The following is a 13939-nucleotide window of genomic DNA, read 5'->3' as shown; positions in this document are numbered from 1 at the left end:
ATAATATTCTTTACTTCTATTTTCGCATATAATTATGATTTTCAAACATTAAAAAAACGCAATGCTTCGTTTATCTTAGAAACGAAACACTGCGTTGATCACAATTTATCAGAAAAACATTAAATAAAATTTGGAGCGGGTGAAGAGAATCGAACTCTCGACCAGAGCTTGGAAGGCTCTTGTTTTACCACTAAACTACACCCGCAAATATGAATAAATATAAGATATTGAAATAACTTATGTAAAGTAGTATAGCATGTAAAAAAAATCGAAGCAAGAAATTTATCGAAAAAAGTCGAAAAAGTGATGAGATACCTCATCACTTTTTCAATTCTTTATCAATCGCTTTCTTCATACTATCGAAATCAGGGTTTGCAAGATTCCCATTTATATATACTGAAGGAGCACCTTGAACTTTTAATTTTTGAGCACGATCTGAATCTTTACGTACTTTGTCTTTCATTTCTTTACTGTGTAAATCTTTTTTAAACTGTTCTACATTAATTTTCGGAAGCTTTTCTTTCACAATATTAAGAAGTAATTCTTCTGTAATCCATTCTTCCGTATCTTTCTTTTGATTTTGATAAATCTCATCATAGAAAATCCAGAATGAATCTTGATCTTGTTTATAAATTGCTTCACCGGCAGCTGCACCTAAATCAGAGTCTTTTCCGATAAACGGGAAGTTAATAAAATATAACTGCACTTTACCTTTATCAATATACTCTTCTTTTAATCGTGGTAATACCGTTACATCCCAAGTACGACAAGCAGGACATTTAAAGTCTCCAAATTCAACTACCTTAACTGGAGCATCATCTTTCCCTAAAGATTGTTGCGTAGAATAAGCAAACATCTCATTCCCTTTATCTTTCTTGTCATTTATGATGCTATACACAATCGTCCCGATTACAATCAATACTGCGATAGAAAAAACTACACCAAGAACCATGAGTTTGTTCGATGATTTCATATACATTCCTCTTTAAATTCATATTCTGTATACAGCATTGTACACAATACACATAATATCAATACTTACATAGGTCACGCAATGAACACGCTCACATAAATTACAAAAATACAACATTTGTGACAATATTGTGTCGTCTTTTGTCACAAATTATTCAAAAAAAGAAGCCCCTATATAGGAACTTCTTTTAACTTACTGCTTTTTCACGTGCATTTTTTAACATGGACTGCTCTGTTTTTATATCATGACGAATTACTAATTTCTCACTAACTGCTTGCACATACTCATCATGATTTATATATCCTTCTTTCTCCATTAGTCTTAAAACTACATTTCGTCTTTCAACTGCTTTATCATAATTTTGTGCAGGTGAGTAATAAGCTGGTGCTTTTACTACAGCAGCCATCATTGCACTCTCTGCCAATGTTAATTGATCCACCTTTTTACCGAAGTAAAGGTTTGCTGCTTTTTCAATTCCCCATGCTCCTTCTCCGTAGTAAATATTACTCACATATAATTTTAAAATCTCATCCTTTGTGAATGTACGTTCAATTTTTTTCGTATAAAAAATTTCTTTCCACTTACGAGAAAATGTACGTTCATTAGATAAAAAAGCATTTTTAGATAGCTGCTGTGTAATCGTGCTTCCTCCTTGCACAACACCACCAGCTTTTATATTTTCAATAGAAGCTCGAATAATTGCTATATAGTCTAAACCGTTATGATGATAAAACCTTTTATCTTCCGTCGCAATAAATGCGTGTGTTAATGATTCTGGCACCTCTAACTTAGCGGGTACATGTAATTTACTAATATCACTTCGCTCAATCATTACATTTCCAACGAATAATAATGCAAAACTTAACAATAATAATAATATAATGGCTTTATAAAGAAATTTATTTAATGGATTTAATGCAACTTTTTGATGATAATTCACTCTAGATAATACTCGTTCTTTCATCTCGAACACCTCTTTTCTACACAGCATATAACTCTTAATTTAAGAATACCTTGTTGTAAAAGAATATCCCATCGATTTCTCTTACACCTACCTTACAACATTGTAAGGTGTAAAAATGTATTGTATCACAGTCCTTTTTTATCTACTATTCATATGAAATATTGAATATACATTTATTTATCACACTATTTATAGGAAGTAGGACTCTCCTTCATTTCACTTTATTCTTTTATTATATCAGTTTATGCTTTTATACTTTTAAACATCTAGCAATCTAATTATATATGATATATCACTATTATACAGAACAAACGTTCCGTAAATCAATAGTAGCTTTCGGATTATCTCGCTATTTGTGGGCAGTAAGACTTCTCCCTCAAAACTTGGCTAAAGCTAGAAAATTAGGTAGTAGCCCTGCTTCCTCCACTAATTATTAGCCTACACTTTATTATTGTGACCTTTTTCTGAAACAGTATACATAAAGAAAAGGTTAGCAATTTGAGATGTCCTCAAATAACTAACCAAAACTTTACAATCTTCCTATAAGATTATATGGCTGAACTTCCCATGTTTCGTATGGAATGAAATGCATTGCTTTCATCGCATCAAGTGTCCTTGATTTCATATGCGGACGCGTTATATACTCATCAATGTTCTCTTCGTTTAAAGCAACAAATTTAGCCTCTTGTATTTCTTCAGGTTGAATTTTTATTTCACCACTAACATATGCTACTTTAAAAACAACAGCTACAATATGCATAGAAGCATTATAATAAATCCCTGTAACTCCGATTGGCTTCACCGTTAATCCTGTTTCCTCCATTATTTCTCTGCAAACAGCTTGATCGAGCGCTTCCCCTTCTTCTACCTGTCCTCCAGGCATTTCCCACGTATCAGCTCGCCAGTGCACTTTCGTTAAAAGCACCTCATTCTTTTCATTTGTTAAATAACCTGCTACGGCAACAATATGCTTTGGTGTTTTATGCTCCACAGAAATACCTCCTAGAGATACGATTATTTAAAATACAAACCTATAACCATATTCCCTAACAGCTACAAAATACCTTTAATACTTTACCACCTTAATTAACTCCATAAAAAAAGACCCTATTCGTTAAACGAAAGGGTCTCCTGTCTTTTATTATTCTCCTAAGTCTACGTTGTGGTAAACTTGTTGTACATCTTCTAAATCTTCTAATGCATCAACCATTTTTTCAAATTGTTCTTGAGCATCTTCAGGAAGTTCTACATCACTTTGTGCAAGCATTGTTAATTCTGCAACTGTAAATTCTTCAACACCAGCATCTTTAAGTGCAGATTGTACTGAATGGAACTGATCAGGTTCAGCATAAACGATAACAGAATCTTCTTCTTCTAGAATGTCACGTGCATCTACATCTGCTTCCATTAAGATTTCAAGAACCTCATCTGACGTTTTACCTTCAAGACCGATAACAGCTGTCGCATCAAACATGTAAGCCACAGAACCATTTACACCCATGTTACCACTATTTTTGCTAAATGCAGCTCGTACATCTGCTGCAGTACGGTTTACGTTATTTGTCAGTGTATCTACAATTACCATAGATCCGTTTGGTCCAAAGCCTTCATAACGAAGCTCGTCATAGTTTTCTTCTGAACCGCCTTTTGCCTTTTCAATCGCACGGTCAATAATTGTTCTTGGCACGTTATATGTTTTCGCACGTTCTAATACAACTCTTAACGTTTGGTTTGATTCTGGATCTGGCTCGCCTTGTTTTGCTGCCACATAAATTTCACGTCCAAATTTCGCGTATATACGGCTTGTATTTGCATCTTTTGATGCTTTTTTTTCTTTAATATTGTTCCATTTACGACCCATACTTTCCACTCTCTTTCCCATTTTAAATCTACATAAAAATATTAATATAAAATATAATGTGTATTCAACACATTTTTAAAAGAAATATAAAAAGTTCATTTTTGATTCATATTACAGACATAATATAAATCACTATCATTTTGTTCTTTCGACAAGTTATATTATACATGAATTCCTAAGTTTATTACGAATTTTAGAATCACATAGCATAATTTAACAAAAAAGACCCTAACATTTCTGTTAGGGTCTTTTTTAATTCACCGATACCGATGGTCGGGGTCGAACCGACACTCCCGAAGGAACACGATTTTGAGTCGTGCGCGTCTGCCAATTCCGCCACATCGGCATAATAAGAAAGGCGGCAACCGGATTTGAACCGGTGGTAAAGGTTTTGCAGACCTCTGCCTTACCACTTGGCTATGCCGCCATATGAAGTTAAAATGGAGCGGAAGACGGGATTCGAACCCGCGACCCCAACCTTGGCAAGGTTGTATTCTACCACTGAACTACTTCCGCAAAAATGGCTGGGCTAGCTGGATTCGAACCAGCGCATGACGGAGTCAAAGTCCGTTGCCTTACCGCTTGGCTATAGCCCACCGAAGTTTTACTTAATTATATGTAAGTATCCATTAATTTATTTGTAATTTTAAAAAATAAAATGGGGCGACTGATGGGAATTGAACCCACGAATGCCGGAGCCACAATCCGGTGCGTTAACCACTTCGCCACAACCGCCATGTTGTGTTTATATATTTGGCAGGGGCAGTAGGAATTGAACCCACACTGGAGGTTTTGGAGACCTCAGTTCTACCTTTAAACTATGCCCCTGTGTAAATGGTGGAGGGGGGCAGATTCGAACTGCCGAACCCAAAGGAGCGGATTTACAGTCCGCCGCGTTTAGCCACTTCGCTACCCCTCCGAAACTTACATGGTGCCGGCTAGAGGACTTGAACCCCCAACCTACTGATTACAAGTCAGTTGCTCTACCAATTGAGCTAAGCCGGCATATTTTATTAAAATGGTGGCTCGGGACGGAATCGAACCGCCGACACGAGGATTTTCAGTCCTCTGCTCTACCGACTGAGCTACCGAGCCTTATTAAAATGGCGGTCCCGACCGGGGTCGAACCGGCGATCTCCTGCGTGACAGGCAGGCATGTTAACCACTACACCACGGGACCATTTGGTTGCGGGGACAGGATTTGAACCTGCGACCTTCGGGTTATGAGCCCGACGAGCTACCGTACTGCTCCACCCCGCGACAATATTATTTATATAATTATATGATAAGTGTTAGCAACCAAATTACGAAAATATTTGGTTGCGGGGACAGGATTTGAACCTGCGACCTTCGGGTTATGAGCCCGACGAGCTACCGTACTGCTCCACCCCGCGACAATATTATTCATATAATTTATATGGTGGAGGATGACGGGATCGAACCGCCGACCCCCTGCTTGTAAGGCAGGTGCTCTCCCAGCTGAGCTAATCCTCCAAAAGTGGTGACCCGTACGGGATTCGAACCCGTGTTACCGCCGTGAAAGGGCGGTGTCTTAACCACTTGACCAACGGGCCAAATATTATAAAATGCTTATGGCGGAGAGCAAGGGATTCGAACCCTTGATACGCTTGTGACGTATACACGATTTCCAATCGTGCTCCTTCGGCCAACTCGGACAGCTCTCCAATGGCTCCGCAGGTAGGAATCGAACCTACGACCGATCGGTTAACAGCCGATAGCTCTACCGCTGAGCTACTGCGGAATAATATTGCCTGGCAACGTCCTACTCTCACAGGGACAAGGTCCCAACTACCATTGGCGCTAGAGAGCTTAACTTCCGTGTTCGGTATGGGAACGGGTGTGACCTCTCTGCCATCATTACCAGACTATATTCGCTTGAGACAAATATTATTATACTTGATTCACTTAGAAAGTCAATAAGTTTTTTATATTCTCTCAAAACTAGATAACGTTGCTTCATATTATATGGTTAAGTCCTCGATCTATTAGTATTCGTCAGCTCCACATGTCACCATGCTTCCACCTCGAACCTATCAACCTGATCATCTTTCAGGGATCTTACTAGCTTACGCTATGGGAAATCTCATCTTGAGGGGGGCTTCATGCTTAGATGCTTTCAGCACTTATCCCTTCCGCACATAGCTACCCAGCTATGCCCTTGGCAGAACAACTGGTACACCAGCGGTGCGTCCATCCCGGTCCTCTCGTACTAAGGACAGCTCCTCTCAAATTTCCTGCGCCCACGACGGATAGGGACCGAACTGTCTCACGACGTTCTGAACCCAGCTCGCGTACCGCTTTAATGGGCGAACAGCCCAACCCTTGGGACCGACTACAGCCCCAGGATGCGATGAGCCGACATCGAGGTGCCAAACCTCCCCGTCGATGTGGACTCTTGGGGGAGATAAGCCTGTTATCCCCGGGGTAGCTTTTATCCGTTGAGCGATGGCCCTTCCATGCGGAACCACCGGATCACTAAGCCCGACTTTCGTCCCTGCTCGACTTGTAGGTCTCGCAGTCAAGCTCCCTTATGCCTTTGCACTCTACGAATGATTTCCAACCATTCTGAGGGAACCTTTGGGCGCCTCCGTTACACTTTAGGAGGCGACCGCCCCAGTCAAACTGCCCACCTGACACTGTCTCCCGGGTCGATAAGACCCGTAGGTTAGAATTTCAATACAGTCAGGGCGGTATCCCACCAGCGCCTCCACCGAAGCTAGCGCTCCGGTTTCAATGGCTCCCGCCTATCCTGTACAAACTGTACCAAAATTCAATATCAGGCTACAGTAAAGCTCCACGGGGTCTTTCCGTCCTGTCGCGGGTAACCTGCATCTTCACAGGTACTATAATTTCACCGAGTCTCTGGTTGAGACAGTGCCCAAATCGTTACACCTTTCGTGCGGGTCGGAACTTACCCGACAAGGAATTTCGCTACCTTAGGACCGTTATAGTTACGGCCGCCGTTTACTGGGGCTTCAGTTCAGAGCTTCGCTTACGCTAACCCCTCTCCTTAACCTTCCAGCACCGGGCAGGTGTCAGCCCCTATACTTCGCCTTACGGCTTCGCAGAGACCTGTGTTTTTGCTAAACAGTCGCTTGGGCCTATTCACTGCGGCTTTCCGTTAAGAAAGCACCCCTTCTCCCGAAGTTACGGGGTCATTTTGCCGAGTTCCTTAACCAGAGTTCTCTCGCACACCTTAGGATTCTCTCCTCGCCTACCTGTGTCGGTTTGCGGTACAGGCACCTTTTATCTCGCTAGAAGCTTTTCTTGGCAGCGGGGAATCAAAGACTTCGCTCCATAAGGAGCTTCCCCATCACAGCTCAGCCTTCACGATAAGCGGATTTGCCTACTTATCAGCCTAACTGCTTGGACGTGCACAACCAATCGCACGCTTCTTCTATCCTTCTGCGTCCCTCCATTGCTCAAACGATAAAGAGGTGGTACAGGAATATCAACCTGTTGTCCATCGCCTACGCCTGTCGGCCTCGGCTTAGGTCCTGACTAACCCTGAGCGGACGAGCCTTCCTCAGGAAACCTTAGGCATTCGGTGGACGGGATTCTCACCCGTCTTTCGCTACTCATACCGGCATTCTCACTTCTAAGCGCTCCACCAGTCCTTCCGGTCTGACTTCACTGCACTTAGAACGCTCCCCTACCACTGATACCATTGGTATCAATTCGCAGCTTCGGTGGTGTATTTAGCCCCGGTACATTTTCGGCGCAGAGTCACTCGACTAGTGAGCTATTACGCACTCTTTAAATGGTGGCTGCTTCTGAGCCAACATCCTAGTTGTCTAAGCAACTCCACATCCTTTTCCACTTAATACACACTTTGGGACCTTAGCTGGCGATCTGGGCTGTTTCCCTCTTGACTACGGATCTTATCACTCGCAGTCTGACTCCTAAGGATAAGTCATTGGCATTCGGAGTTTGACTGAATTCGGTAATCCGATGAGGACCCCTAGTTCAATCAGTGCTCTACCTCCAAGACTCTTACACTTAAGGCTAGCCCTAAAGCTATTTCGGGGAGAACCAGCTATCTCCAGGTTCGATTGGAATTTCTCCGCTACCCACACCTCATCCCCGCACTTTTCAACGTGCGTGGGTTCGGGCCTCCATTCAGTGTTACCTGAACTTCACCCTGGACATGGGTAGATCACCTGGTTTCGGGTCTACGACCACGTACTAAACGCCCTATTCAGACTCGCTTTCGCTGCGGCTCCGCCTCTTCAGCTTAACCTTGCACGGGATCGTAACTCGCCGGTTCATTCTACAAAAGGCACGCCATCACCCATTAACGGGCTCTGACTATTTGTAGGCACACGGTTTCAGGATCTCTTTCACTCCCCTTCCGGGGTGCTTTTCACCTTTCCCTCACGGTACTGGTTCACTATCGATCACTAGGGAGTATTTAGCCTTGGGAGATGGTCCTCCCAGATTCCGACGGAATTTCACGTGTTCCGCCGTACTCAGGATACATTCAAGAGAGAACGAAGTTTCGACTACGGGGTTATTACCCTCTGTGACGGACCTTTCCAGGTCGCTTCGTCTACCTCGTTCCTTTGTAACTCCGTATAGAATGTCCTACAACCCCAAGAGGCAAGCCTCTTGGTTTGGGCTAGATTCCGTTTCGCTCGCCGCTACTCAGGAAATCGCATTTGCTTTCTCTTCCTCCAGGTACTTAGATGTTTCAGTTCCCTGGGTCTGTCTTCCATACCCTATGTATTCAGGTAAGGATACCATACCATTACGTATAGTGGGTTTCCCCATTCGGAAATCTTCGGATCAAAGCTTACTTACAGCTCCCCGAAGCATATCGGCGTTAGTCCCGTCCTTCATCGACTCCTAGTGTCAAGGCATCCACCGTGCGCCCTTTCTAACTTAACCAAACTAAAATTAAAAAAATATGAGCTACACTGTTATCTAGTTTTCAAAGAACATACATTTAAACTTGAGAGATAGTTCTCTCAAAACTGAACGAAACAAAACAAGTCAACGTTTATTGATGAACTGCGTTCATCAATTCTCCATAGAAAGGAGGTGATCCAGCCGCACCTTCCGATACGGCTACCTTGTTACGACTTCACCCCAATCATCTGTCCCACCTTAGGCGGCTGGCTCCATAAAGGTTACCCCACCGACTTCGGGTGTTACAAACTCTCGTGGTGTGACGGGCGGTGTGTACAAGGCCCGGGAACGTATTCACCGCGGCATGCTGATCCGCGATTACTAGCGATTCCAGCTTCATGTAGGCGAGTTGCAGCCTACAATCCGAACTGAGAACGGTTTTATGAGATTAGCTCCACCTCGCGGTCTTGCAGCTCTTTGTACCGTCCATTGTAGCACGTGTGTAGCCCAGGTCATAAGGGGCATGATGATTTGACGTCATCCCCACCTTCCTCCGGTTTGTCACCGGCAGTCACCTTAGAGTGCCCAACTTAATGATGGCAACTAAGATCAAGGGTTGCGCTCGTTGCGGGACTTAACCCAACATCTCACGACACGAGCTGACGACAACCATGCACCACCTGTCACTCTGCTCCCGAAGGAGAAGCTCTATCTCTAGAGTTTTCAGAGGATGTCAAGACCTGGTAAGGTTCTTCGCGTTGCTTCGAATTAAACCACATGCTCCACCGCTTGTGCGGGCCCCCGTCAATTCCTTTGAGTTTCAGCCTTGCGGCCGTACTCCCCAGGCGGAGTGCTTAATGCGTTAACTTCAGCACTAAAGGGCGGAAACCCTCTAACACTTAGCACTCATCGTTTACGGCGTGGACTACCAGGGTATCTAATCCTGTTTGCTCCCCACGCTTTCGCGCCTCAGTGTCAGTTACAGACCAGAAAGTCGCCTTCGCCACTGGTGTTCCTCCATATCTCTACGCATTTCACCGCTACACATGGAATTCCACTTTCCTCTTCTGCACTCAAGTCTCCCAGTTTCCAATGACCCTCCACGGTTGAGCCGTGGGCTTTCACATCAGACTTAAGAAACCACCTGCGCGCGCTTTACGCCCAATAATTCCGGATAACGCTTGCCACCTACGTATTACCGCGGCTGCTGGCACGTAGTTAGCCGTGGCTTTCTGGTTAGGTACCGTCAAGGTGCCAGCTTATTCAACTAGCACTTGTTCTTCCCTAACAACAGAGTTTTACGACCCGAAAGCCTTCATCACTCACGCGGCGTTGCTCCGTCAGACTTTCGTCCATTGCGGAAGATTCCCTACTGCTGCCTCCCGTAGGAGTCTGGGCCGTGTCTCAGTCCCAGTGTGGCCGATCACCCTCTCAGGTCGGCTACGCATCGTTGCCTTGGTGAGCCGTTACCTCACCAACTAGCTAATGCGACGCGGGTCCATCCATAAGTGACAGCCGAAGCCGCCTTTCAATTTCGAACTATGCAGTTCAAAATATTATCCGGTATTAGCCCCGGTTTCCCGGAGTTATCCCAGTCTTATGGGTAGGTTACCCACGTGTTACTCACCCGTCCGCCGCTAACTTCATAAGAGCAAGCTCTTAATCCATTCGCTCGACTTGCATGTATTAGGCACGCCGCCAGCGTTCATCCTGAGCCAGGATCAAACTCTCCAATAAAGTTAGTTTGTCTAGCATCTAAAAATAAAAATTGACGTTTACGTTGTTTGTTTCGTTCAGTTTTCAAAGAACTACTTCATCGCTCAATTGCGACTTCCTTATGTTAACATCTTCGTTTTTCGATGTCAACTAAGTTTTTCAATTTCTTTTTTGTCGTTTACTGCGTTTCCGCATCAGCGACGTTTATTAATATATCATGCAGTATATGTAAGGTCAATACTTTTCACAAAAAAATTTCACATCCCGTTAAAAAGCTAAATTAACTATAGAAAAAAAATTACTACTCCTCTTTTATAGACATACTTCTTCCACCTAATCTCTTTCTGTATTGCATCTTAAAAGAAAGCACTACTGTTCTTTAATAAGTGATAAATTTAATCATTGCCTTCGTTTTCATAAAATATTCTAAATTGTGTGTTATATTATCCCTATAGGAGTGTGGTGGGAATGGGTATTAAATATTCGAACAAAATTAATAAAATCCGAACCTTTGCATTGAGTTTAGTATTTATCGGTCTCTTCATTGCATACTTAGGTGTCTTTTTTCGCGAAAACATCATTATTATGACAACCTTTATGATGGTTGGTTTTTTAGCTGTCATCGCTAGCACTGTTGTTTACTTTTGGATTGGTATGTTATCTACAAAAACGATACAAATTATTTGTCCAAGCTGCGATAAGCCAACAAAAATGCTTGGTCGTGTCGACGCATGTATGCATTGCAACCAACCTTTAACACTCGATCCGAGTTTAGAAGGAAAAGAATTTAATGAGAAGTACAATAAAAAAAGCTATAAAGGATAACACGTACTTTCACTTTAGTATTTTTTCATCTCCATATAATGAAGAAAGAGGGTGACGATTTCGTCACCCTCTTTCTTCATTATATATTACGCCTTATGACACTCTGGACAAACGCCATAAATTTCTAAGCGATGACTATTAATAACGAAGCCTGTCGTTTTCGCAGCTTCCTCTTCAAGCTGTTCCAAACCTCCATAAGGAAAATCAACAATCTTACCACATTTTTCGCAAATCACATGATAATGTTGACTTGTAACATAATCAAATCTACTTGAAGCATCCCCATAAGTTAATTCCTTTACAAGTCCAACTTCTTTAAACACACGTAAGTTATTATAGACAGTTGCAACACTCATATTTGGAAACTTACCTTCTAATGCTTTATAAATGTCATCCGCTGTTGGGTGCGTCATAGATTCCACAAGGTACTCTAAAATAGCATGACGCTGTGGAGTAATGCGTACACCCGTATTTTTCAGCATTTCTAGCGCTTCTTTTAATTCTTCTTTGACCACCGTCATGCACCCCGATTCTATACGGATTATTATTTTATAATTCTTATAAAGAGTGTACTCTTTTTCTTATAAATCGTCAATATTTCTACTATAAGTATGTGGTTTATTTTTGTATATATCTTTATTCTTATATACCTTCCCCCATTTCCTATACATTTACATAGAAAAAAGTGCGACATAATCGCACTTGGAATACTATCATCTGAGGAGGTATGCCCTACACTTTCACTTTATGTATCGCAAGAAAATATGTATAGACGCATGCCTTACATATATATTTTTTCTCCACATTAATATAGATTATTTTATCCCGCTATTTGCGGGCAGTAAGACTCCCACTTCAAAATTCCGCAAATGCAAAGGAGTTAGGCGGGAGATCAACTGCCCGTAAAAGCCCAATTGGTGCGGGCTAATAATCAGTGTAGATAGACACCCCCCCACTGATTAAAGTTTCACTTTATATAAGAAAGAACGTCCTCAATATGTCCTTTCACTTTCACTTTACGCCATTCTTTTACAAGTTCACCATCTTTATTGATAAGGAATGTAGAACGCTCGATTCCCATGTACTCTTTTCCAAAGTTCTTTTTCAACTTCCAAACATCGTACAATTCTGCTACTTTATGATCTTCATCTACTAAAAGTACAAATGGAAGCTCATGCTTCTCGATGAATTTCATATGTCTGTTCACCGAATCAGGACTGACACCAAGGATGACCGTGTCCTTCTCTTGGAATAATCCATATGCATCACGAAAATCACACGCTTCAGTTGTACACCCTGGAGTCATATCTTTCGGGTAAAAATATAAAACTACATTTTTACCTCGGAAGTCAGCTAAGCGAATTTGTTCTCCGGTACTTCCCTCTAATGTGAATTCCGGTGCTATTTCTCCTACTGTGATCATTGTTATCACTCCTTTTCTTTTCTATTACTATAACAAATGCTACCTTATTTTTCATTGTCCATTACAGTCCTTACCACAAATGCAAACGGTAATGTATATCCAATTAGCGCTTCTCCAATTGCAATCCATCTTCCGATTCCAATCGGAGCTATATCACCATATCCAACGGACAATAAAGTAACCGCGCTAAAATATAAACATATTTCAACGAGCTGAAAGGAATGAGCACTTAACCTATCCCCATCTTCTTTCAAAACTGCAAAACCCATTTCCTCTAGCACAACATAACTTAATCCAAACGCAATCAGTACCGTTGTATAAATTAAAAACAACGTAGCTAAATTGTACAGCGAAAAGAAACGATTGGAGTTTGAATATGAACTCCATAATAATTGGACACTTCTCAAAATAGCGATTGCTGCAATTAATAGAATAAATCCCCATAACATGTCCTCCACCTCATTTTATATGTATGAGGACTATAGCTGATTTATCCCTTAGAAACGAACAAGCTTCTATAATTAATTTCCTGCACCACGATATCGTTTAACCCCTTGATTCCAGAGGGTAATTGCAATAGTAAAACAGATAACACCAACAATTGGCGTTGCGAAAGCATAGCTATTCCACTCTGTTTTTCTTAAAAAGTATGCTGCTGGATATACCCCAACAAATGCAAACGGTAAAACAAACGTTAAAACAAAGCGAATAACACGGTTATAAATATCAACAGGATAGCGTCCATAATTCCCTATGTTATACATAAGCGGCATAATGGAACTTTTCGCATCCGACCAAAAGCCAAGACTTGCAAGCGTAACAAATATCCCGCCGTACACAAGTGCCCCTCCCCCTGCCATAATTAGGAATAAGAAGAAATCATACCAGTAAAAAGATAATTGTAGCTCCATTGCTGCATAACCCATCACAATAATCCCCGTAATAGCTCCAATTAAAGATTCAAGTTCCATTCTTTCTAATATAATTTGAAATAAACTATGAATCGGTCTCGTTAATATACGGTCCATTTCTCCTTTAATAATATAACGATCATTAAAGTCCCATATATTAAAGAAAGCTGAAAAAATGGCAAACGGTACTAAAAAGAACCCATAGATAAAGATTACTTCTTCTCGGCTCCACCCTTTTAGTGCTTGAGTATGCCCAAACACAACGAGAATGAAGATTAAATTAACAGCTTGTAGTGATAAATCTGAAAGTAATCCGACGATAAAATCGCCACGATACTCCAATTTTGTTTTTATATATTGACTTGCATATTGCAAAAATAATTTTATATATATCATC

General features: G+C 41.7%; 9 protein-coding genes, 17 tRNA genes and 3 rRNA genes. 1 reads left to right on the top strand and 28 read right to left on the bottom strand.

Annotation, left to right across the window (positions count from 1 at the left end):
* Positions 1-131 precede the first annotated feature (131 nt).
* From NSQ47_RS23415 to NSQ47_RS23300, 24 genes are all read right to left on the bottom strand, one after another.
* Positions 132-205: transfer RNA gene (locus NSQ47_RS23415), tRNA-Gly, on the bottom strand.
* A gap of 114 nt (positions 206-319) precedes the next feature.
* The gene (locus tag NSQ47_RS23410) at positions 320-973 is read right to left on the bottom strand and encodes a DsbA family protein (RefSeq protein ID WP_002113880.1); all 654 of its coding nucleotides are present in this window, start codon (positions 971-973) and stop codon (positions 320-322) included.
* 187 nt (positions 974-1160) lie between these two features.
* Positions 1161-1937: a transglycosylase domain-containing protein gene (locus NSQ47_RS23405; protein WP_341038069.1), complete on the bottom strand. Its 777-nt coding sequence runs from the start codon at positions 1935-1937 to the stop codon at positions 1161-1163.
* A gap of 529 nt (positions 1938-2466) precedes the next feature.
* A complete protein-coding gene (locus NSQ47_RS23400; RefSeq protein WP_002063701.1) occupies positions 2467-2928 on the bottom strand; it encodes an NUDIX hydrolase in 462 nt (153 codons plus the stop codon).
* Between the two features lie 150 nt (positions 2929-3078).
* Positions 3079-3798, bottom strand: a complete 720-nt coding sequence (locus NSQ47_RS23395; RefSeq protein WP_340821791.1) for a YebC/PmpR family DNA-binding transcriptional regulator — start codon at positions 3796-3798, stop codon at positions 3079-3081.
* Positions 3799-4062: 264 nt separating this feature from the next.
* Positions 4063-4144, bottom strand: a tRNA-Leu gene (locus NSQ47_RS23390).
* 10 nt (positions 4145-4154) lie between these two features.
* Positions 4155-4225: transfer RNA gene (locus NSQ47_RS23385), tRNA-Cys, on the bottom strand.
* 14 nt (positions 4226-4239) lie between these two features.
* Positions 4240-4314: transfer RNA gene (locus NSQ47_RS23380), tRNA-Gly, on the bottom strand.
* A gap of 5 nt (positions 4315-4319) precedes the next feature.
* Positions 4320-4394 (bottom strand) — tRNA-Gln (locus NSQ47_RS23375).
* A 63-nt stretch (positions 4395-4457) separates the two neighbouring features.
* Positions 4458-4533, bottom strand: a tRNA-His gene (locus NSQ47_RS23370).
* A 19-nt stretch (positions 4534-4552) separates the two neighbouring features.
* Positions 4553-4626 (bottom strand) — tRNA-Trp (locus NSQ47_RS23365).
* A 7-nt stretch (positions 4627-4633) separates the two neighbouring features.
* A tRNA-Tyr gene (locus NSQ47_RS23360) sits at positions 4634-4717 on the bottom strand.
* A gap of 10 nt (positions 4718-4727) precedes the next feature.
* Positions 4728-4803: transfer RNA gene (locus NSQ47_RS23355), tRNA-Thr, on the bottom strand.
* A gap of 14 nt (positions 4804-4817) precedes the next feature.
* Positions 4818-4893, bottom strand: a tRNA-Phe gene (locus tag NSQ47_RS23350).
* Between the two features lie 9 nt (positions 4894-4902).
* Positions 4903-4978 (bottom strand) — tRNA-Asp (locus NSQ47_RS23345).
* Between the two features lie 3 nt (positions 4979-4981).
* Positions 4982-5058: transfer RNA gene (locus NSQ47_RS23340), tRNA-Met, on the bottom strand.
* Positions 5059-5115: 57 nt separating this feature from the next.
* A tRNA-Met gene (locus NSQ47_RS23335) sits at positions 5116-5192 on the bottom strand.
* Between the two features lie 24 nt (positions 5193-5216).
* A tRNA-Val gene (locus NSQ47_RS23330) sits at positions 5217-5292 on the bottom strand.
* Between the two features lie 5 nt (positions 5293-5297).
* A tRNA-Glu gene (locus NSQ47_RS23325) sits at positions 5298-5372 on the bottom strand.
* Between the two features lie 19 nt (positions 5373-5391).
* Positions 5392-5483 (bottom strand) — tRNA-Ser (locus tag NSQ47_RS23320).
* A 2-nt stretch (positions 5484-5485) separates the two neighbouring features.
* Positions 5486-5560, bottom strand: a tRNA-Asn gene (locus NSQ47_RS23315).
* Positions 5561-5568: 8 nt separating this feature from the next.
* Positions 5569-5684, bottom strand: a 5S ribosomal RNA gene (rrf, locus tag NSQ47_RS23310).
* 100 nt (positions 5685-5784) lie between these two features.
* Positions 5785-8706: ribosomal RNA gene (locus tag NSQ47_RS23305) — 23S ribosomal RNA — on the bottom strand.
* Between the two features lie 146 nt (positions 8707-8852).
* Positions 8853-10404 (bottom strand): 16S ribosomal RNA (locus NSQ47_RS23300).
* Together the 16S, 23S and 5S rRNA genes with 16 tRNA genes alongside form the textbook arrangement of a ribosomal RNA operon.
* 447 nt (positions 10405-10851) lie before the next feature.
* Between NSQ47_RS23300 and NSQ47_RS23295 the strand changes: the two genes are divergently transcribed.
* On the top strand, positions 10852-11208 hold the full coding sequence (locus NSQ47_RS23295; protein WP_002159371.1) for a YgzB family protein: 357 nt from the start codon (positions 10852-10854) through the stop codon (positions 11206-11208).
* An 86-nt stretch (positions 11209-11294) separates the two neighbouring features.
* On the opposite strand, the gene perR is transcribed toward NSQ47_RS23295, so the two are convergent.
* The 4 genes from perR to NSQ47_RS23275 form a co-directional block, all read right to left on the bottom strand.
* On the bottom strand, positions 11295-11723 hold the full coding sequence (gene perR, locus NSQ47_RS23290) for a peroxide-responsive transcriptional repressor PerR (protein ID WP_000237831.1): 429 nt from the start codon (positions 11721-11723) through the stop codon (positions 11295-11297).
* 452 nt (positions 11724-12175) lie between these two features.
* Positions 12176-12631 (bottom strand): thioredoxin-dependent thiol peroxidase, encoded by a 456-nt coding sequence (gene bcp / locus NSQ47_RS23285; RefSeq protein ID WP_002010353.1) that lies wholly within the window; start codon positions 12629-12631, stop codon positions 12176-12178.
* Between the two features lie 44 nt (positions 12632-12675).
* Positions 12676-13080 carry a potassium channel family protein gene (locus NSQ47_RS23280; protein WP_002091112.1) on the bottom strand — a complete coding sequence of 135 codons (405 nt, stop codon included), beginning with the start codon at positions 13078-13080 and terminating at the stop codon, positions 12676-12678.
* 72 nt (positions 13081-13152) lie between these two features.
* On the bottom strand, positions 13153-13938 hold the full coding sequence (locus NSQ47_RS23275) for an ABC transporter permease (protein ID WP_002159372.1): 786 nt from the start codon (positions 13936-13938) through the stop codon (positions 13153-13155).
* Between the last annotated feature and the right edge of the window lies 1 nt (position 13939).

The organism is Bacillus sp. FSL R10-2780 (genome assembly GCF_038006125.1).
GTDB lineage: Bacteria > Bacillota > Bacilli > Bacillales > Bacillaceae_G > Bacillus_A > Bacillus_A cereus_U.
The sequence above is the reverse complement of the archived record's forward strand: the minus strand, read 5'-3'. Positions and strand labels throughout refer to the sequence as shown.